Raw genomic sequence first — 18,156 nt, forward strand, 5'->3', positions numbered from 1 at the left:
GGGACCGTGGCGCCGGCGTGGCCGGTCTACCGTGGCCGTTGTGGCCTCCACTGGGCCGGAACATCACGAAGACCCTGGTGAACGCGCCGGACGTGTGGCCACACCTCAGGGATGTTCGGAGATTCCGTCCAGCGCCCGGGCGGTGATCCGTTCGATCCGGGGGCGGGCGGCGGAGAAAAGGTCATCTCCGGAGACGTTTTCTCCCGGTGCCTGGCGTTCGGCGGTCTGCCCGGCGGCCTGTCCCGCCGCCAGGCCGATGAGGAACGCCGTGACCGGTGCGGCGGGGCGGGAGCGGTTGTGCGCCACCGCGGCGGTCAGCTCGAGGACGTCCCGGACGCTCTGCCGGACGATGTCGGCGGGCAGACCGAGTTCCTCGGCGACCTGTGACAGCCACGCGTGGGCGCTGACCATCTCCTCCGGGGAGCCCTTGCGGGACGTGCTGCTGGGGTTGCTGGACTGGTTCACGGTGCTACGGTCCTTCTTGTCCGGGGGTGGGTGGGGCGTGGTTCTCGGCTCCCACGCTACCCGGGGCCCCGGACCGGGGGAGGGCCCTAGGTGGTCGGGGACGGCGGACCGCCGAGCGCCTGTCGTGAATGGGCCGCGAGCTCCCGGGCCAGGGCCGGCATCTCGCGGTGCCAGGCCGTGCCGGCCTCACCGTCCGCCCCGTCGCTGACGATCTTGGCGAGCTGTACGGGGACCCCGAAGCACCGGGCCACGGCGGCGACGGCGTACCCCTCCATGTCCACCAGGTCGGCGTCGGCGGCGAGCCGGTCGCGTGTCGCGGCGTCCTCGACGAAGACGTCGCCGGTCGCCAGGGTCACCCCGGGGGCCGCCTCCGGGTCGGAGGTGCCCAGGTCGATCGGCGGGTACTCGTCCCGGCCGGTCAGCGCGGCGACACCGGCGTGGGAGAAGTCGTGGAGCACCACGCGGTCGATCCGGTGCACCCCGGACAGTCCGGGCCGTAGTGCCCCTGCGGTGCCGATGTTGACCACCGCGCTGGGCAGACCGCCGGCACGCAGGTAGCGGTGCAGACAGTCGGTCAGCGCGAGGGTGGCGTTGATCCGGCCGATCCCGGTCAGCAGCACCGGGGCGTCCTCGTCCATGTCGGCGGCCTCGGCGGCGACGGCCACGACGACCAGTGGCTGGCCGGGGACCGGCCTGCCGCGGAACCTTCCCTGGGTCAGTTCGAGCATGGTCCCCAATCTACCGGAGCACGCGGTGAGGACGCGGTCAGGACGCGGTCAGGACCAGGTCAGGACGTCTGGTTGTCCCGCACCCAGCCGAGGTACTCCTCGGTGACGGTGCCGGTGACGTAGCGGCCGTCGAAACAGCTCATGTCGAGACCGTCGAGACGGGTGTCGGTCTGGCCGTCGAGGATCGCCCCCTCGAGGTCCTCGACCTTCTGGTAGACGAGGTGGTCGGCGCCGAGCGCCTCGCAGACCTCCGGGACCGACCGGTCGGCGGCGATGAGCTCACGCCGGTCGGGGATGTTGATGCCGTAGACGTGGGGGTGGCGGATCGGGGGTGCGGCGGAGGCGAAACTGACCTTCCGGGCGCCGGCGGCGCGCGCCATGGCGATGATCTCGTAGCTGGTCGTGCCCCGCACGATCGAGTCGTCGATGAGCAGCACGTGCTTGCCGGCGAACTCGGTGGACATGGCGTTGAGCTTCTGCCGCACGCTCTTCTTGCGCACCGCCTGGCCCGGCATGATGAACGTCCGTCCCACGTAGCGGTTCTTGAAGAAGCCCTCGCGGTACGGCAGGTCGAGGACACGGGCGACCTCCATCGCCGCCGGGCGGGCCGAGTCGGGGATCGGCATGACCACGTCGACGTCGTCGGTGGGGACGTGCTCGGCGATGGTCGCCGCCAGCCGGGCCCCCATACGCAGCCGGGAGTCGTAGACGCTGATGCCGTTCATCACGGAGTCGGGACGGGCCAGGTAGACGTACTCGAAGGAGCACGGCTCCAGGCGGGCGTCGGTGGAGCACTGCCGCGAGTGCAGGACGCCGTCGTTGGTGATGAACACGGCCTCACCGGGGGCGACCTCGCGGACGGTCTCGTAGTCGGCGTTCTCCAGCACCAGGGACTCGCTGGCGACGACCCACTCGTCGTGGCCGTCGACGGCGGGGGAGCCGTCCGCCGCCGTCGGACGCCGCCGCCCGAGCACCAGCGGGCGGATGCCGTTGGGGTCGCGGAAGGCAAGCAGGCCGTGGTGGGCGATCAACGAGATCACCGCGTACGCGCCCTCGATGCGGCCCATCGTGGCGGTGACCGCGTCGAAGATGCCGTCGGGGCCGAGGTCGTCCGGGCCGGTGGTCGACTGCAGTTCATGGGCCAGGACGTTGAGCAGCAGCTCGGTGTCGCTGGAGGTGTTGAGGTGGCGACGGTCGCGGTGCCGCATCTCCGCGGTGAGTTCCCGGGTGTTGGTCAGGTTGCCGTTGTGCACCAGGGTGATGCCGTAGGGGGAGTTGACGTAGAACGGCTGCGACTCCTGCTCGTTCGTCGCCGCACCCCGGGTGACGTAGCGGACGTGGCCCAGGCCGGCCGTACCGGTGAGCGACCGCATGTCACGGGTACGGAAGGACTCCCGGACCATTCCGCGGGCACGGAAGAGGTGCAGGTGGCCGCCCTCCTCCGCCGTCGCCATGCCCGTCGAGTCCTGCCCGCGGTGCTGCAGAAGCAGGAGAGCGTCGTAAATGTCCTGGTTGACCGGCTGGTTTCCCACCATGCCGACGATGCCGCACATTGCGCTGAGGTGTCCTCACTGTGTCCCGGAAGATGGATGCAGGTTCTGAGCCTACGCCCATAGTTGACCACAACAACCGTCCTGGACGGCAGTCGGGTGGGTGTGTCGGGCGCCGGAGGACGCCGTCTTGCCTTTATTTGCCCAGGTTGGTAGCGTGAACGGGTCTCGCTGTGGGGGCACCTGTGTCCGGCATGGGCCGACCGTCCCACCGCAGCACGTCGAGACTCCTGAACATGAACCACTTTGTCGCAGGCCCACCGCCTATCGCGGCCGCGCGGAACACAAGGCAGCGAGCAAGCCGGACTACTGAGTCCGGGGAGCGTCGAGTTGCCGGACACCAATGCGCGGTGACGCCCGGGTGGCCGGGGAACCGTGACGAGAAAGGCTAGAGGTCACTTCCATGACCATGACTGACCCCATCGCGGACATGCTGTCCCGCGTGAGGAACGCGTCCAACGCGTACCACGACAGCGTCTCGATGCCGTCCTCCAAGATCAAGGCGAACATCGCCGAGATCCTGAAGTCCGAGGGCTACATCGCCGACTACGCCGTCGAGGACGCCTCGACCGGTAAGAAGCTCACTCTGGAACTGAAGTACAGCGCGTCCCGCGAGCGTTCGATCGCCGGGCTGCGTCGCGTGTCCAAGCCGGGCCTGCGCGTGTACGCCAAGTCCACCAACCTCCCGAAGGTCCTCGGCGGCCTGGGTGTGGCGATCATCTCCACCTCCCACGGCCTGCTGACCGACCGTCAGGCGACCGAGAAGGGCGTGGGTGGGGAAGTCCTCGCCTACGTCTGGTAGAAGGAGGACGAAGCAATGTCACGAATCGGTAAGAACCCCGTGGTCCTGCCCTCCGGCGTCACCGTCGCCATCGACGGCCAGAACGTCGAGGTCAAGGGTCCCAAGGGAACCCTTTCGCAGGTCATCCCGGCCCCGATCTCCGTCGTCCAGGAGGACAACGAGATCGTCGTGAGCCGTCCGGACGACCACCGCAAGAACCGCTCCCTGCACGGTCTGTCCCGTTCGCTCGTCAACAACATGGTTGTCGGTGTGACCGAGGGATACACCACCAAGATGGAGATCTTCGGTGTCGGCTACCGCGTCCAGGCCAAGGGCAGCAACCTCGAGTTCGCCCTCGGCTACTCCCACCCGGTCCTCATCGAGGCTCCGGAGGGAATCACCTTCGCGGTCGACGGAAACACCAAGTTCTCCATCACCGGTATCGATAAGCAGCTGGTCGGACAGATCGCCGCAAATATCCGTCGTCTCCGTAAGGACGACCCCTACAAGGGCAAGGGTATCCGCTACGCGGGCGAGCAGATCCGTCGCAAGGTCGGAAAGACGGGTAAGTAGAGATGGCACAGAGCACTGCAAGCAACAAGCGCCTCCCGGTGGGCAAGGACATCTCCACCCGTCGCCGCGTCGCACGCGCACGTCGTCACTACCGTCTGCGCAAGAACATCTCCGGTACCCCCGAGACCCCGCGTCTCGTGGTGCACCGCACTTCCCGGCACATGCACGTCCAGGTCATCGACGACACCAAGGGCCACACCCTGGCCGCTGCGTCGACGATGGAGCCCGACGTCCGTGCGCTGGAAGGTGAGAAGAAGGACCGTGGCGCCCGCGTCGGTCAGCTGATCGCTGAGCGCGCCAAGGCCGCCGGCATCGAGACCGTCGTCTTCGACCGTGGTGGCTACCAGTACCACGGCCGCGTCGCCGCCCTGGCCGACGCCGCACGTGAAGGTGGTCTGAAGTTCTAATGCGCAACGACAACATTTTCACCGACGGAAGGACTGCGTGATGTCGGAACGTGATCGTAACGGCGGACGCACCGCCGACAACAACAAGGACAACCGGGACAACCGGGGCCGCGGCAACAACGGCGGTCGCGACGACCGTCGCGGTGGTCGTCGTGACCAGCAGGACGAGCGCTCGCAGTACCTCGAGCGCGTCGTGACCATCAACCGCGTCTCCAAGGTGGTCAAGGGTGGTCGTCGCTTCAGCTTCACCGCCCTCGTCATCGTCGGTGACGGCCAGGGCATGGTCGGCGTCGGCTACGGCAAGGCCAAGGAAGTCCCCGCCGCGATCCAGAAGGGTGCCGAGGAAGCCCGCAAGAACTTCTTCCGCGTCCCGATGATCGCCGGCACCATCACCCACGAGGTCCAGGGCGAAGCCGCCGCTGGTGTCGTGTGGATGAAGCCCGCTGCGCCGGGTACCGGTGTCATCGCCGGCGGTGCCGCCCGCCCCGTGCTCGAGTGCGCCGGCGTCCAGGACGTCCTGTCGAAGTCCCTGGGCTCCGACAACGCCATCAACGTCGTCCACGCCACCGTGGACGCACTCAAGCAGCTGGTCCGCCCCGAAGAGGTCGCCGCCCGTCGTGGCAAGACCCTCGAAGAGGTCACCCCGGCACCGATGCTGCGCGCCCGCGCTGCAGGACAGGGAGCGTGATTGAGATGGCACTGAAGATCACCCAGCTCAAGGGCACTGTCGGAACCATTTCTAAGCAGCGTGACTCGCTGCGCTCGCTTGGCCTGAAGCGTATCGGCCAGTCGGTCATCCGTGAGGACGGTCCCATCGTCCGCGGTCAGATCAACACCGTGCGCCACCTGGTCCAGGTCGAGGAAGTAGCAGGGGAGTAACAATGAGCGAACCCATCAAGCTGCACGACCTCCGGCCGTCCAAGGGTGCCAACACCGCCAAGACCCGCGTCGGTCGTGGTGAGGCATCCAAGGGCAAGACCGCCGGTCGTGGTACCAAGGGCACCCGCGCCCGCAAGCAGGTCTCTGCCGCCTTCGAGGGTGGCCAGATGCCGCTGCACATGCGTCTGCCGAAGCTCAAGGGCTTCAAGAACCCGGCCAAGGTCGTCTTCCAGGTCGTCAACGTCTCTGACCTGGCGAAGGCCTTCCCGCAGGGTGGCGACGTGACCGTGGCAGACATCGTGTCCGCCGGCCTCGTCCGCGCCAAGCAGCCCGTCAAGGTGCTGGGCGACGGCGAGATCTCCGTGGCACTGAACGTGACCGCGGACAAGTTCTCCCGCTCCGCCAAGGAGAAGATCGAGGCTGCAGGCGGCTCCGTCGCCGACGCCTCCTAAGGAGGACACCTCCACCGGGGCACCCAGCTGCCCCGGGGAGCGGACACCCCCGGCCCCACCGGTTCATCCGGTGGGGCCGGGGGTTTTCTGTGTCCCGGGACGCCCCGTGCGGCCCAGTGGCAGAGTGTCCGGTCGAGCGGTACGGGGTAACGGTTGGTTTCCGCCACTGAAGCGACATGCGCCTCTGCCATTCAGCCGGTGCCTCTGCCACTTCGGCGCTACAGCGGGCCCACCGGCGTCCCGCGACACCCCCGGCCCCTCCCGGCGGACAGGACCGGCGATGGTGCAACGGTCACGTGACCGCGTCGCAGCAGCGCAGCCGGGACGGTGACGCCCGCGGCCGGCGTCCGACCCCGCACCGACGGTCACGGAAGTGTAACCTTCCAGGCGACCCCTGCTATCCTTGTGCAGTTGTCTGTCCCCCGCGGGCCGCGCCCATCCGAGACCGGGTGCCACCGGCAGGGGACTCCGTGACCGAACACTCACCCCAAGTAGAAACCTTCGGCGGCCCGCCCCGGGAGTGGTACTCCCGACAGTGACTGCCGAGCCAGGAGGCAAACGTGACCGCCTTGCTCTCGGCGTTCCGGGATGCTGATCTACGCAAGAAGATCTTCTTCACCCTTGCGATGATCATCCTCTACCGGATCGGAGCACAGATCCCGACCCCCGGTGTCGACTACGCGGAAGTCACCTCGCAGGTCCGTTCTCTGACCGAGGACGGCGGAAACAGCATGTACACGCTGATCAACCTGTTCTCCGGTGGTGCGCTACTTCAGCTGTCGGTCTTCGCGATCGGCATCATGCCGTACATCACCGCGTCGATCATCGTGCAGCTGCTGACCGTGGTCATCCCCCGCTTCGAGCAGTTGAAGAAGGAGGGGCAGTCCGGTCAGGCGAAGATGACGGAGTACACCAGGTACCTCACCGTGGCGCTGGCGCTGCTGCAGTCGGCGGGTATCGTCGCGCTGGCCGACCGCCAGCAGCTGCTCGGCGCGAACGTCCGCGTGCTCCACGAGGACGTCGGTGTCTTCGGTCTGGTCGCCATGGTGGTCATCATGACCGCAGGTGCCGTGCTGGTGATGTGGTTCGGTGAGCTGATCACCGACCGCGGTGTGGGTAACGGCATGTCACTGCTGATCTTCGCCGGTATCGCCACCCAGCTGCCCGCCCAGGGTATGCAGATCCTGCGCAGTTCCGGCGGATTCGTCTTCGCCGGAGTCGTCGCCGCGGTGCTGCTGCTCGTCGTCGCCGTGATCTTCATCGAGCAGGGTCAGCGCCGCATCCCGGTGCAGTACGCCAAGCGTATGGTCGGCCGGCGCCAGTACGGGGAGACGTCCACCTACCTGCCGCTCAAGGTCAACCAGGCCGGCGTCATCCCGGTGATCTTCGCGTCGTCGATCCTCACCGTCCCGATCCTGATCACCCAGATCATCCAGTCCGGCAACGCCGGCCAGGAGGACAACTGGTGGAACCGCAACGTGATGACCATGCTGTCGGACCCGTCCAGCTGGACCTACATCGTGATCTTCGCGTTGCTGATCATCTTCTTCTCGTACTTCTACGTGTCGATCCAGTACGACCCGAACGACCAGGCCGAGAACATGAAGAAGTACGGTGGGTTCATCCCGGGTATCCGCCCGGGGCGGCCGACCGCCGAGTACCTCTGGTACGTGATGACGCGTCTGCTGCTCGTCGGTTCGGTGTATCTCGCCGTCATCGCCGTTCTCCCGAACGTGGCGATTACGATGGGACTCGCCTCTGACGGCGCAGCCTCCAGTCTGGGTGCGTTCGGTGGTACCGCTATCCTGATTATGGTCTCGGTCGCTCTGACCACGGTCAAGCAGATCGAGTCCCAGCTCATGCAAGCCAACTACGAAGGATTCCTCAAATGAGACTCGTTCTCCTCGGCCCTCCCGGTGCAGGTAAGGGTACGCAGGCCGCCATCCTCGCCGATTCGCTGGGCGTGCCGCACATCTCCACGGGTGATCTCTTCCGCGAGAACATCTCCAAGGAGACCGACCTGGGCCGTCAGGCGCAGGAGTACATGGACGCCGGTAAGCTCGTGCCGACCTCGGTCACCGCGGACATGGTCAGCAAGCGCCTGGACCAGGAGGACGCCGCCGACGGCTTCCTGTTGGACGGTTTCCCCCGCACGGTCGAGCAGGCCGAGATCCTCGCCGGGATCCTGGAGGGCAAGGGCACCGCTCTGAACAACGTCCTGAACTACCAGGTGTCCGAGGACGTCGTGGTCGAGCGCATGCTCGCCCGCGGTCGCAGCGACGACACCGAGGAGACGATCCGGACCCGTCTGCAGGTCTACCGGGACGAGACCGCCCCGCTGATCGACTACTACTCCGACATCATCGTCAACGTCGACGCCGAGGGTACCGTGGAGGACATCTCGTCCTCGACGCTGGACGCCCTGGACCGCTGACGGTAGGCCGGGGAAAGCAGACGGGTAGTTGATGGGATTCCGTAGGAAGAGCAGGGTCATCACCGGGAAGACCCCGGGTGAGCTCGACGCCATGCAGGCGGCGGGCGAGATCGTCGGACGTGCACTCCAGGCCGTCCGTGCGGCGGCGGCCGCGGGTGTCAGCACCCTCGACCTCGACGCCGTCGCCGAAGAGACGATCCGTGCGGCCGGCGCCGTACCCACGTTCAAGGGGTACGGCGGATTCCCGGGCAGCATCTGCTCCTCGGTCAACGACATGATCGTCCACGGGATCCCGGACGCCGCCACCGTACTGAAGGACGGGGACCTGGTCTCCGTCGACTGCGGTGCCACACTCGACGGCTGGGTGGGCGACTCCGCCTGGACTTTCGCCGTCGGCGGCGACGACACGTTGACGCCGGAGGACCTGAAACTCAACCAGGCCACCGAGTGGGTCCTGTACGAGGGGATCACGGCGATGGTCCCGGGCAACCGGCTGACGGACGTCTCCTGGGCCCTCGAGGAGGCCACCGGGCGCGCCGAGGAGAAGTTCGATGTCTCCCTGTACATCGTCGACGGGTACGGCGGGCACGGCATCGGCCGTGAGATGCACGAGGAGCCGTACCTCGCGAACGAGGGCGACCCCGGCAAGGGGCCGCTGATTGAGGCCGGCAGCACGTTGGCCATCGAGCCCATGCTCGCCCTCGGTACCGTGGAGTCCTACGTGCTCGACGACGACTGGGGAGTGAAGACCCTGGACGGGTCGCGTGCGTCCCACTGGGAGCACACCGTGGCCGCCACGGAGGACGGCCCGCGGATCCTGACCCCGAGGTACTGAGCCCCCGCACCCGAGCGAGCCCCACCGGCCCTGGGCGTGACGAATGCATTCCATTTGTCATGCGCAGGGCCGATGCCGTATCGTGGGTCGTTGGTGTGGACACTTGGGCACTGCGAGACCGCAGACCGTCCGTCCCATCACACGAGACCAGACCTTAAAGGCCCGCCGTCACCGGCGGGCCGGGAAAAGTGGAGGATATGGCTAAAGAAGGCGCCATCGAGGTTGAGGGCAAGATCATCGAGCCCCTGCCGAACGCGATGTTCCGCGTTGAGCTGGACAACGGGCACAAGGTGCTCGCACACATCTCCGGCAAGATGCGTCAGCACTATATCCGTATCCTCCCCGAGGACCGGGTCGTCGTGGAGCTCTCTCCCTACGACCTGACCCGTGGCCGGATCGTCTACCGCTACAAGTAGGCAGACCGTCCGACCTCCACTACTGGTCGCACAGTCATTCAGCCTCCACATATCCAGCCGGTGGCCCGACAGTCCCTCACGGGACACGGGTACCGGACAACCACCTTCGGCCGCGGCGGCTGAAGCCCGCCGTCCCCTCCCCGCCTCCGGGCCGGGGGGACGGAAAACCGGGACGTGTGTGGAGAAAACCGCCGCTGTAATCCGGAAGGAACTGCCATATGGCACGCCTTGCTGGTGTCGACCTCCCGCGCGACAAGCGCATGGAGGTTGCACTCACCTACATCTACGGCATCGGCCCCGCCCGAGCCACCGAGCTGCTGGAGAAGACCGGCATCTCTCCCGACCTGCGGTCCAAGGACCTCACGGACGAGCACATCTCCACTCTGAGGGACGCGATCGAGAGCACCTGGAAGGTCGAGGGCGATCTTCGCCGCGAGGTCCAGGCCGACATCCGTCGCAAGATCGAGATCGGTTGCTACCAGGGCATCCGCCACCGTCGTGGCCTGCCCGTGCGCGGCCAGCGCACCAAGACCAACGCTCGTACGCGTAAGGGCCCGAAGAAGACGATCGCAGGAAAGAAGAAGTAGTCTATGCCTCCCAAAGCACGCTCCGGCGCGCGCCGTACCGGCCGCCGCGTCGTAAAGAAGAATGTGGCCCACGGCGCCGCATACATCAAGTCCACCTTCAACAACACCATCGTGTCCATCACGGACCCGAAGGGTGCAGTCATCTCCTGGGCCTCCTCGGGACACGTCGGCTTCAAGGGCTCCCGTAAGTCCACGCCGTTCGCCGCGCAGATGGCCGCCGAGTCCGCGGCCCGCAAGGCGATGGAGCACGGCATGAAGAAGGTCGACGTTTTCGTCAAGGGCCCGGGATCCGGCCGCGAGACCGCCATCCGTTCCCTGTCCACCGCCGGCCTCGAGGTCGGCACGATCTCCGACGTGACCCCGCAGCCGCACAACGGCTGCCGTCCGCCGAAGCGTCGTCGCGTCTAGAAGAAAGGATAGGGATACCACATGGCTCGCTATACCGGATCCGCCACCCGTAAGTCCCGTCGCCTCCGCGTCGACCTCGTCGGCGGCGACCGCTCCTTCGAGCGCCGCCCGTACCCCCCGGGACAGGCCGGCCGCACCCGCATCAAGGAGTCGGAGTACCTGACCCAGCTGCAGGAGAAGCAGAAGGCCCGCTTCACCTACGGTGTCATGGAGAAGCAGTTCCGCCGCTACTACGCGGAGGCCAACCGTCGTCCCGGCAAGACCGGTGACAACCTGGTCATCCTGCTGGAGTCCCGGCTGGACAACGTCGTCTACCGTGCAGGCCTGGCCCGCACCCGTCGGCAGGCACGTCAGCTCGTCTCCCACGGCCACTTCACCGTGAACGGCAAGAACATCAACGTGCCGTCCTTCCAGGTCTCCCAGTACGACATCATCGACGTCCGGGACCGCTCCCGCTCGATGCTGTGGTTCGAAGAGGCCCAGGAGCTCCTGGTCGACGCCGTCGTCCCGGCCTGGCTCCAGGTCGTGCCGTCCACCCTGCGCATCCTCGTGCACCAGCTGCCCGAGCGCGCCCAGATCGACGTGCCGCTGCAGGAGCAGCTCATCGTCGAGTTCTACTCCAAGTAGGACGGTCGGTCGCACCACCGCCGCCCACCGCCGCACCTGTGGCCGGTGGCGGTTCCCGTCAAGATCCGTTGTTCATCTCTACGGCGTCAAATAACGGTCGCCAACAAGGAGAAGCAGAATGCTCATTTCACAGCGCCCGGCGTTGAGCGAAGAGTTCGTCAGCCCGTCCCGTTCCCGGTTCGTCATCGAGCCGTTGGAGCCCGGTTTCGGCTACACGCTCGGAAACTCCCTGCGCCGTACCCTGCTGTCGTCCATCCCGGGCGCGGCGGTCACCTCCATCCGGATCGAGGGTGTGCTCCACGAGTTCACCACCATCCCCGGCGTGAAGGAGGATGTCTCCGACATCATCCTGAACATCAAGTCCCTGGTGCTGTCCTCGGACTCCGATGAGCCGGTCACGATGTACATCCGCAAGGAAGGCGCCGGTGAGGTAACCGGGGCAGACGTCGTCGCCCCGACCGGTGTGGAGGTCCACAACCCGGACCTGCACATCGCGACCCTCAATGAGCAGGGCAAGATCGACATCGAGCTCGTCGTCGAGCGTGGCCGCGGGTACGTCCCGGCCGCACCCACCACCGGTGAGATCGGCCGTATCCCGGTCGACCAGATCTACTCCCCGGTGCTGAAGGTCAGCTACAAGGTCGAAGCCACCCGTGTCGAACAGCGCACGGACTTCGACAAGCTGGTCATCGACGTCGAGACGAAGAACTCCATCACCGCCCGCGACGCCATGGCGTCGGCCGGCAAGACCCTGGTGGAGCTGTTCGGTCTGGCCCAGGAACTCAACCTGGCTGCCGAAGGTATCGAGATTGGCCCGTCCCCGATGGAGACCGAGCACATCGCCGCCTACAGCACCCCGATCGAGGACCTCGACTTCTCCGTGCGGTCGTACAACTGCCTGAAGCGTGAGGACATCCACACCGTCGGCGAGCTCGCCGGCCGGACCGAGTCCGACCTGCTGGATATCCGCAACTTCGGCCAGAAGTCCATCAACGAGGTGAAGGTTAAGCTCGCCGAGCTGGGCCTGGGTCTCAAGGACGCGCCCGAGGGCTTCGACATCAACGACATCGAGGGCTACGACCCGGAGTCCGGCGAATTCGTCGACACCGAGGGCGAGGACATCGCAGAGTAGTCCCTCTGCACGGGAACCGCCGTCGGCTGTGCCGGGTGGACCAGCGGTGTGGACACCGACATCGCGCTTGACACAGTCTGACTAGAGAAACACACGAGGAGAAGTTATGCCTACCCCGAAGAAGGGTGCCCGCCTCGGCGGATCTGCTTCCCACCAGAAGAAGATCCTCGCCAACCTGGCAGCTCAGCTGATTGAGCACGGCGCCATCAAGACCACGGACGCGAAGGCCAAGGTCCTGCGTCCGTACGTCGAGAAGATCATCACCAAGGCGAAGAAAGGTACCGTCGCCGACCGCCGCAACGTCCTGAAGCTCATCACGGACAAGCAGGTCGTGGCCTACCTGTTCAACGAGCTCGCGCCGAAGTTCGAGGGCCGTAACGGTGGTTACACCCGCATCATCAAGCTCGAGAACCGCAAGGGTGACAACGCTCCGATGAGCCAGATCTCCCTGGTCCTCGAGGAGCTCGCCTCCACCGAGGCGACCCGCGCGACCCGCGCCGCCGCATCCAAGGCAGCCGACACGGCTGACGAGGCTGCCGAGGACGCACCGGTCGTCGAGGCCGACGAGGCCACCGACGCCGCTGCCGCCGACGAGGCAGCTGAGGCTGAGGCAGCCGAGGGTGCCGAGGAGACCACCGGGGAGAAGTAGTCTTCCCCCGGTAGGCCGTCCCGACCGCGTCACCGCACACGCCCGCCCCCACCGTCACCACGGTGGGGGCGGGCGTGTTCTGTCGCGTGTTCTGTCGCGGCGTCCGGTCGGCAGGTTGGTAGAGTCGTGGCTTGTGTTGACCTACCGATTCGCCGGCGTGTTGCTGTTCCTCAGCGGCCTCGTCACGGGATTCGGGCACGTCGTCGCCTTGTGGAGCTGGCGTGGCCTGTACTCCTTCACCGACAACCGTATCGGCGACTTCACGGTCACCGAGTGCCAGGTCCTCCGCGACAACCTGGGCACAAGGTACGTCTGCAACCCGGCCTACCTGGTGACCAACACCGCCTACGTGGCCGGCGCGTTCATCATCGTCGTCGCGGCCGGGGTGATGTGGCTGGCGGCCGGTAGGGAGGGCCACCGCTCCGTGCGGATCCCGGCGGTGCTCGCCGGGGGTGCCGGGGCGACGGCCATGCTGGCCGGACTGTTCCCCTACGACGTCTCACCGGCGATCCACGACCTGTCGATGCTGGTGCACGCCATCCTGATGTGGTCGTTCATGGCGTTCCTCACCGGAGTGGGGTCGGCGCGCACCGCCGGTGGACGCGGCCCGCACCCGTTGATCTACGGCGGGTATCTGCTGATCACCCGCTTCATGCTCGCCGCCTCGGTGGTGGGGCTGCTCGCCCTGTTGCTGCTCGGTCCACGGGGCCTGCCCGGTGCCTACGAGAGGCTCGCCTTCGACATGCTGACGGCGTGGCTGATGGTCATCGGGGTATGCATGTACTCGCTCGGCGGGGCCGCCGACCAGGAGAGCCGCCGTGTGGCCGACATGGAGGCGGACGGGACGGTGATGACCGGCGACCACGACGGCCCCCGCCGGGACCCGGGGTTCACCGCGGCACTGACCCAGGGGTGGGGGCGACGGCGCCACCCGGACGACAGGGACGACAAGAAGGAGAACGACCGATGACGGACACCGTCCGCGTCCGCCTGGACGTGGCCTACGACGGGACGGATTTCCACGGCTGGGCGCGCCAGAAGGGCCCCCAGGCGGGCCTGCGTACCGTCGCCGGTGTGCTGGAGGACGCGTTGTCGCTGGTCGTCCGTGAGCAGGTGGAGCTGGTCGTCGCAGGACGGACGGACGCCGGTGTCCACGCCAACGGCCAGGTAGCCCACGTCGACCTCCCGGAGAGCGCCTTCCGCCAGCGTTCCCTGGACCGCCCGGAGGCGTTGGTGCGCCGTCTGTCGCGGATGCTGCCGGAGGACGTCCGGCTGCACGGGGCGACCGCGGCCCCTGCCGGCTTCGACGCCCGGTTCTCGGCGCTGTCCCGCCGCTACGTGTACCGGGTCACCACCGCGGCCGCCGGGCCGCTGCCGTTGCGGGTCCGTGACACCGCGGTGTGGCGGCACGACGTCGACCTGCCGGCGGTGCAGGCGGCGTCGGACGTCCTGGTCGGCCTGCACGACTTCGCCGCGTTCTGCCGGCACCGTCCCAACGCGACCACGGTCCGGGACCTGCAGGAGTTCCACTGGCGGGACGTCTCGACGGCGACCGAACCGTCCACCTACGAGGCGACGGTGGTGGCGGACGCCTTCTGCTGGTCGATGGTGCGTTCCCTCGTCGGCGCGGTGCTGACGGTGGGTGAGGGCCGGCGCGGCAGCGGGTTCACCGGGGGGCTGCTGGAGGAACGGTCGCGCAGCTCGTCCGTCCCGGTCGCGCCGGCGTGCGGGTTGAACCTGGTGTCCGTGCAGTACCCGCCGGAGGACGAGATGGCGGCGCGTGCGGACGTGACCCGTGACCGTCGGGCCCCGGTGGAACCCGGCTCCTGACCGGCCCCATGCCTTCCGCGTTGAACCGCGGCGGATTGTGTGGCACGGTGGTCCGGGTAGAGGCGGCCGACCGGGCCGTCGGAGCCGACAGGGAAGGCAGGTGAGGTTTCCGTGAACTGTGACAGTTCCCCTCACAGACAGCGCAGCGCGCCTTCCCTGCAGTACGGCCGGTCGACCTGACCGTGAGCTGAGCCGTGTGCACGTGTGGGCGCGTACCCCCGCCACACCCGTGACAGACACATGAGAACCATCGAGGACTCAGCATGGACACCCGGCAGATTACCCACGCCGCCGATCTCTCCGCCACCGTAGAGCAGCTGGTGGAGACCCTGGTGGAGACCAAGGACTTCCCCCGCATCGTCGAGGTGGTGACACCTCTGTCGACCGAGCAGGTCGTCGCCCTGCTGGAACGGTTGTCGACCGACCACCGGGCGATCGTGTACCGCTTGTTGCCGAAGGACAACGCGATCGAGGTCTTCGAGCAGTTCTCCCCGGCACTGCAGCGTGACCTGATCCAGGGGTTGCGCGACGGGGAGGTCGCCACCATCTTCAGCGACCTCGACCCGGACGACCGGGTGTGGCTGCTCGACGAACTGCCGGCGGCACTGGCCCCGCGGCTGCTCCACGGCCTGTCCGCGAAGGACCGGCAGCTGACCTCCGAGGTGCTCGGGTACCCGAAGGGGTCGGTGGGGCGGCGGATGACACCGGAGTACATCTCCACCCGGGCCGACGTCACTGTGGGGCAGACGATGCAGCGCGTGCACGACCAGCTCGACGACGCCGAGACCGTGTACACCCTGCCGGTGCTGGACGGCAGCCGTCGGCTCATCGGGGTCGTGAGCCTGCGGGACCTGCTGCGTGCGGACGACGGTGTGCCGATCTCCGCGATCATGCAGGACGCCAGCGCCATGACCGCCTACCAGACCGCCGAAGCGGCGGCCCGGCGGTGTGCTGAGCTCGGTTTCCTCGCGTTGCCGATCGTGGACCGGGAGGACCGCCTGGTCGGGGTGCTCACCATCGACGACGCCGCCCGGATCCTCGAGCACGAGGAGACCGAGGACGCCGCCCGCCAGGGCGGCGTGGAGCCGTTGCGCCGCCCGTACCTGGCCACCCCGGTGCGTTCCCTGGTGGGGTCGCGCATCGTGTGGCTGCTGGTGCTGGCCATCGGCGCGACGCTGACCGTGCAGGTCCTGTCGATCTTCGAGGCTACGCTGGAGCAGGTCACGGTGCTGGCCCTGTTCATGCCGCTGCTCATCGGAACCGGCGGGAACACCGGCAACCAGGCGGCGACCACCGTGACCCGGGCACTGGCGTTGAGGGACGTCAGTCCCCGGGACGTGGGACGGGTGCTGCTGCGCGAGATGGGTGTCGGGGTGTCGCTGGGGGCGTTGCTCGGGGCGCTCGGCGGTGGCGTCACGACGGTGATCTACGACCCGTCCGTCGGGCTGATCATCGGGCTGACGCTCCTGGCGGTCTGCAGTATGGCGGCGACCATCGGCGGCGTCATGCCGATGGTTGCCCGGGCCGTCCGGGCGGACCCGGCGGTCTTCTCCAACCCGTTCATCAGCACCTTCGTCGACGCCGCCGGGCTGGTCGTCTACTTCATGATCGCCCGGACGGTGCTGAGCCTGTGACGGGGAGCAGCGCCGGCACCACCCGCACGAGGGCCACCATCACCAGCAGCTCGACGAGGGTCTGCGTGACGACCGCCAGCGGCGCCACCCCGTAGCCGGCGGGCAGGGCCAGCACCAGCGGCAGCACCACCAGGGAATTGCGCGTCACCCCGGTGAACACCACCGCCCGCTGCGCCGGCACGTCCGTCCCGGCGAACCGCCCCGCCACGCGTGCGGTCGTCCAGCCCACCGCCGTCATCACCACGGCGAACAGCACGTACACCGGCACCACCCGGACCACCGACGACCACGCACGGTGCGGTTCCGCGAACTGGGAGGCGACGACCACGGCGAGGGTGAGCATCATCAACGGGACCATGGCCCTGCCCACCACCGAACGCACGCGGTGTCCGGCCCGTCCGGGGACCGCCTGGGTCAGGGCGGCGGCGCAGAGCGGCAGCAGGATCAGGACGATGAACGCCTCGACGAAGGGCGCGGGGTCGATCCCCGCCACGGTCCCGGACCCGAGGAAGAGCCACAGGAACACCGGCAGCAGCGCCGTCTGCACCAGCATCAGCAACGGGGCCGCGGCCAGCAGCCGGTCGGCCGCGCCGCCGGCCAGGCCGGTGAAGACGATGACGTAGTCGACACACGGGGCGAGCAGCACGAACAGTGCGCCGACGAGCAACGCCCGGTCGTCGGCCACCAGGCGGGTCACCAGCCAGACCACCGGAGGCACCAGCACGAAGTTCACCACGGCGACGGTGACGAGGAAGCCGCCGTCGCGCAGCGTCGCCAACGCCCCGCGCAGGGGGATACCCAGGAAGGTGGCGTACAGCAGCAGTGCGAGCACCGGGTTCACCGCCGCGCCGAGCCCGTCGGCCGCACCGGGGACGACTGCCACGGTGGAGCCGACGACACCGCCGACCAGGAGCGCGCCGAGGTACAGCGGGACCTGGTGCCGCTCCAGCCATGCCACGAGGTTGTCCATTGTCGTCAGCGTAGCCGACGGTCACGCACGCAGCGGCAGGGGAGTGAACTCCACCGTCGTCCCGCCGACCTGCACCGTGCCGGCGCTCGGGCCGGTGAGGTCGACGGTCACGTCGACGGTGATGTCGACGGTGTCCCCGTCCGGCGGGGTGGCCGCCGGGCCATCCGTGTCTGTGCGCCCTGTGTCCCCTGTGTCCACGAGGACCCGGCAGCGTTGCGGGTCCCACGCGGCCTCCCAGTCCGCCCGGGAAGTGACGATGTCGACGTCCGTGCCGGGTATCCGGCCCGACGGCGGGATCGTCTGCGAGACCACGCTGGCCGTGGCCCCGTGCACCACGGTGGTGGTCCCCGGCGGAAGGTGCAGGACCACCGGTGCCCCGTAGACGTCGGTGCCGACCATCCACCCGGGCAACGGGGTGACCTGCAGCGGGCCTGCGGCGTCCTCGGCAGGGGTGCGTAGGCGCATCCCCGGGGGCGCGGCGTCCAGCCGCGAGGCCAGGAGCCCGCAGCCGGCGGCGGCCCACCGCATCCGGGCGGCGGCGCCCTCGGGGACCCCGACCAGGCACTGCGTCGGCCGGCGTAGCAGGGAGGCCACCCCGGAGTAGGACCGTTCCACCCGGGTGGCGGCACGCGGAGCCGGGGCGATCGCGGTCGTCAGACCGGCCGCCCCCTCCTCCACCCGCAGGCCCGCGGCCAGACGGTCCAGGACCCTGTCGTCGAGCACGACCGTCGGGGGGTGCTCCACCGGCTCGCCCCACAGACGCGGGTGCGGCACGTGCATCCGGAACCACACCACCGGA

23 protein-coding genes are annotated in these 18,156 nt (G+C 68.0%); 18 read left to right on the forward strand and 5 right to left on the reverse strand.

Annotated features, from left to right (window positions below):
- Positions 1 to 105 precede the first annotated feature (105 nt).
- From MUN33_RS03965 to purF, 3 genes are all read right to left on the reverse strand, one after another.
- Positions 106 to 465, reverse strand: a complete 360-nt coding sequence (locus tag MUN33_RS03965) for a DUF6457 domain-containing protein (protein ID WP_244803613.1) — start codon at positions 463 to 465, stop codon at positions 106 to 108.
- A gap of 86 nt (positions 466 to 551) precedes the next feature.
- Positions 552 to 1,193, reverse strand: coding sequence for a nucleosidase (locus MUN33_RS03970; RefSeq protein WP_244803614.1), 642 nt, complete (start codon positions 1,191 to 1,193; stop codon positions 552 to 554).
- Positions 1,194 to 1,252: 59 nt separating this feature from the next.
- A complete protein-coding gene (gene purF, locus MUN33_RS03975) occupies positions 1,253 to 2,746 on the reverse strand; it encodes an amidophosphoribosyltransferase (protein WP_244803615.1) in 1,494 nt (497 codons plus the stop codon).
- Between the two features lie 400 nt (positions 2,747 to 3,146).
- On the opposite strand from purF, the gene rpsH reads away from it, so the two are divergent.
- The 18 genes from rpsH to mgtE all read left to right on the forward strand — a co-directional run bounded on the left by rpsH (position 3,147) and on the right by mgtE (position 16,387).
- Positions 3,147 to 3,545, forward strand: a complete 399-nt coding sequence (gene rpsH, locus MUN33_RS03980; RefSeq protein ID WP_244803616.1) for a 30S ribosomal protein S8 — start codon at positions 3,147 to 3,149, stop codon at positions 3,543 to 3,545.
- A 15-nt stretch (positions 3,546 to 3,560) separates the two neighbouring features.
- Complete coding sequence (gene rplF / locus MUN33_RS03985; protein WP_244803617.1) at positions 3,561 to 4,097, forward strand: 50S ribosomal protein L6; 537 nt, start codon at positions 3,561 to 3,563, stop codon at positions 4,095 to 4,097.
- 2 nt (positions 4,098 to 4,099) lie between these two features.
- Complete coding sequence (gene rplR / locus MUN33_RS03990; RefSeq protein WP_244803618.1) at positions 4,100 to 4,504, forward strand: 50S ribosomal protein L18; 405 nt, start codon at positions 4,100 to 4,102, stop codon at positions 4,502 to 4,504.
- A 40-nt stretch (positions 4,505 to 4,544) separates the two neighbouring features.
- The gene (rpsE, locus tag MUN33_RS03995; RefSeq protein ID WP_244803619.1) at positions 4,545 to 5,192 is read left to right on the forward strand and encodes a 30S ribosomal protein S5; all 648 of its coding nucleotides are present in this window, start codon (positions 4,545 to 4,547) and stop codon (positions 5,190 to 5,192) included.
- 5 nt (positions 5,193 to 5,197) lie between these two features.
- Complete coding sequence (rpmD, locus tag MUN33_RS04000) at positions 5,198 to 5,383, forward strand: 50S ribosomal protein L30 (RefSeq protein WP_244803937.1); 186 nt, start codon at positions 5,198 to 5,200, stop codon at positions 5,381 to 5,383.
- 2 nt (positions 5,384 to 5,385) lie between these two features.
- Positions 5,386 to 5,835 (forward strand): 50S ribosomal protein L15, encoded by a 450-nt coding sequence (gene rplO, locus MUN33_RS04005; protein ID WP_244803620.1) that lies wholly within the window; start codon positions 5,386 to 5,388, stop codon positions 5,833 to 5,835.
- Between the two features lie 560 nt (positions 5,836 to 6,395).
- On the forward strand, positions 6,396 to 7,727 hold the full coding sequence (secY, locus tag MUN33_RS04010) for a preprotein translocase subunit SecY (protein ID WP_244803621.1): 1,332 nt from the start codon (positions 6,396 to 6,398) through the stop codon (positions 7,725 to 7,727).
- Positions 7,724 to 8,269, forward strand: coding sequence for an adenylate kinase (locus MUN33_RS04015; RefSeq protein WP_244803622.1), 546 nt, complete (start codon positions 7,724 to 7,726; stop codon positions 8,267 to 8,269). Before secY ends, MUN33_RS04015 begins: the two co-directional genes overlap by 4 nt.
- Before the next feature lie 31 nt (positions 8,270 to 8,300).
- Complete coding sequence (gene map, locus MUN33_RS04020; RefSeq protein ID WP_244803623.1) at positions 8,301 to 9,104, forward strand: type I methionyl aminopeptidase; 804 nt, start codon at positions 8,301 to 8,303, stop codon at positions 9,102 to 9,104.
- Between the two features lie 197 nt (positions 9,105 to 9,301).
- Positions 9,302 to 9,520 (forward strand): translation initiation factor IF-1, encoded by a 219-nt coding sequence (gene infA / locus MUN33_RS04025; protein ID WP_025251938.1) that lies wholly within the window; start codon positions 9,302 to 9,304, stop codon positions 9,518 to 9,520.
- A 218-nt stretch (positions 9,521 to 9,738) separates the two neighbouring features.
- Positions 9,739 to 10,107, forward strand: coding sequence for a 30S ribosomal protein S13 (gene rpsM / locus MUN33_RS04030; protein ID WP_244803624.1), 369 nt, complete (start codon positions 9,739 to 9,741; stop codon positions 10,105 to 10,107).
- A gap of 3 nt (positions 10,108 to 10,110) precedes the next feature.
- On the forward strand, positions 10,111 to 10,515 hold the full coding sequence (gene rpsK / locus MUN33_RS04035) for a 30S ribosomal protein S11 (protein WP_038546448.1): 405 nt from the start codon (positions 10,111 to 10,113) through the stop codon (positions 10,513 to 10,515).
- Between the two features lie 21 nt (positions 10,516 to 10,536).
- Positions 10,537 to 11,142 (forward strand): 30S ribosomal protein S4, encoded by a 606-nt coding sequence (gene rpsD, locus MUN33_RS04040; RefSeq protein WP_244803625.1) that lies wholly within the window; start codon positions 10,537 to 10,539, stop codon positions 11,140 to 11,142.
- A 118-nt stretch (positions 11,143 to 11,260) separates the two neighbouring features.
- On the forward strand, positions 11,261 to 12,274 hold the full coding sequence (locus tag MUN33_RS04045; RefSeq protein ID WP_244803626.1) for a DNA-directed RNA polymerase subunit alpha: 1,014 nt from the start codon (positions 11,261 to 11,263) through the stop codon (positions 12,272 to 12,274).
- A gap of 106 nt (positions 12,275 to 12,380) precedes the next feature.
- Positions 12,381 to 12,923, forward strand: coding sequence for a 50S ribosomal protein L17 (gene rplQ, locus MUN33_RS04050; RefSeq protein WP_244803627.1), 543 nt, complete (start codon positions 12,381 to 12,383; stop codon positions 12,921 to 12,923).
- A gap of 133 nt (positions 12,924 to 13,056) precedes the next feature.
- The gene (locus tag MUN33_RS04055; RefSeq protein ID WP_244803628.1) at positions 13,057 to 13,893 is read left to right on the forward strand and encodes a DUF998 domain-containing protein; all 837 of its coding nucleotides are present in this window, start codon (positions 13,057 to 13,059) and stop codon (positions 13,891 to 13,893) included.
- Entirely contained in the window at positions 13,890 to 14,753 is an 864-nt protein-coding gene (locus MUN33_RS04060) for a tRNA pseudouridine synthase A (protein WP_244803629.1), read from the forward strand. The genes MUN33_RS04055 and MUN33_RS04060 overlap by 4 nt, the downstream gene beginning before the upstream one ends.
- 263 nt (positions 14,754 to 15,016) lie before the next feature.
- Entirely contained in the window at positions 15,017 to 16,387 is a 1,371-nt protein-coding gene (mgtE, locus tag MUN33_RS04065) for a magnesium transporter (RefSeq protein WP_244803630.1), read from the forward strand.
- Here the strand turns inward: mgtE and MUN33_RS04070 are convergent.
- Positions 16,356 to 17,357: an arsenic resistance protein gene (locus MUN33_RS04070; protein WP_244803631.1), complete on the reverse strand. Its 1,002-nt coding sequence runs from the start codon at positions 17,355 to 17,357 to the stop codon at positions 16,356 to 16,358. The two genes, mgtE and MUN33_RS04070, sit on opposite strands and share 32 nt — an antisense overlap.
- Before the next feature lie 21 nt (positions 17,358 to 17,378).
- Positions 17,379 to 18,137, reverse strand: coding sequence for a hypothetical protein (locus tag MUN33_RS04075; RefSeq protein ID WP_244803632.1), 759 nt, complete (start codon positions 18,135 to 18,137; stop codon positions 17,379 to 17,381).
- Positions 18,138 to 18,156: the final 19 nt, after the last annotated feature.

Source organism: Corynebacterium kalidii, from assembly GCF_022869005.1.
GTDB lineage: Bacteria > Actinomycetota > Actinomycetes > Mycobacteriales > Mycobacteriaceae > Corynebacterium > Corynebacterium kalidii.

Bases quoted from the DNA above. Each gene is read 5' to 3' on its own strand.
- MUN33_RS03970 (WP_244803614.1), bottom strand. From the start codon at position 1,193: ATGCTCGAACTGACCCAGGGAAGGTTCCGCGGCAGGCCGGTCCCCGGC.
- purF (WP_244803615.1), bottom strand. From the start codon at position 2,746: ATGTGCGGCATCGTCGGCATGGTGGGAAACCAGCCGGTCAACCAGGAC.
- rpsH (WP_244803616.1), top strand. From the start codon at position 3,147: ATGACCATGACTGACCCCATCGCGGACATGCTGTCCCGCGTGAGGAAC.
- rplF (WP_244803617.1), top strand. From the start codon at position 3,561: ATGTCACGAATCGGTAAGAACCCCGTGGTCCTGCCCTCCGGCGTCACC.
- rplR (WP_244803618.1), top strand. From the start codon at position 4,100: ATGGCACAGAGCACTGCAAGCAACAAGCGCCTCCCGGTGGGCAAGGAC.
- rpsE (WP_244803619.1), top strand. From the start codon at position 4,545: ATGTCGGAACGTGATCGTAACGGCGGACGCACCGCCGACAACAACAAG.
- rpmD (WP_244803937.1), top strand. From the start codon at position 5,198: ATGGCACTGAAGATCACCCAGCTCAAGGGCACTGTCGGAACCATTTCT.
- rplO (WP_244803620.1), top strand. From the start codon at position 5,386: ATGAGCGAACCCATCAAGCTGCACGACCTCCGGCCGTCCAAGGGTGCC.
- MUN33_RS04015 (WP_244803622.1), top strand. From the start codon at position 7,724: ATGAGACTCGTTCTCCTCGGCCCTCCCGGTGCAGGTAAGGGTACGCAG.
- map (WP_244803623.1), top strand. From the start codon at position 8,301: ATGGGATTCCGTAGGAAGAGCAGGGTCATCACCGGGAAGACCCCGGGT.
- infA (WP_025251938.1), top strand. From the start codon at position 9,302: ATGGCTAAAGAAGGCGCCATCGAGGTTGAGGGCAAGATCATCGAGCCC.
- rpsM (WP_244803624.1), top strand. From the start codon at position 9,739: ATGGCACGCCTTGCTGGTGTCGACCTCCCGCGCGACAAGCGCATGGAG.
- rpsK (WP_038546448.1), top strand. From the start codon at position 10,111: ATGCCTCCCAAAGCACGCTCCGGCGCGCGCCGTACCGGCCGCCGCGTC.
- rpsD (WP_244803625.1), top strand. From the start codon at position 10,537: ATGGCTCGCTATACCGGATCCGCCACCCGTAAGTCCCGTCGCCTCCGC.
- MUN33_RS04045 (WP_244803626.1), top strand. From the start codon at position 11,261: ATGCTCATTTCACAGCGCCCGGCGTTGAGCGAAGAGTTCGTCAGCCCG.
- rplQ (WP_244803627.1), top strand. From the start codon at position 12,381: ATGCCTACCCCGAAGAAGGGTGCCCGCCTCGGCGGATCTGCTTCCCAC.
- MUN33_RS04060 (WP_244803629.1), top strand. From the start codon at position 13,890: ATGACGGACACCGTCCGCGTCCGCCTGGACGTGGCCTACGACGGGACG.
- mgtE (WP_244803630.1), top strand. From the start codon at position 15,017: ATGGACACCCGGCAGATTACCCACGCCGCCGATCTCTCCGCCACCGTA.
- MUN33_RS04070 (WP_244803631.1), bottom strand. From the start codon at position 17,357: ATGGACAACCTCGTGGCATGGCTGGAGCGGCACCAGGTCCCGCTGTAC.
- MUN33_RS04075 (WP_244803632.1), bottom strand. From the start codon at position 18,137: ATGCACGTGCCGCACCCGCGTCTGTGGGGCGAGCCGGTGGAGCACCCC.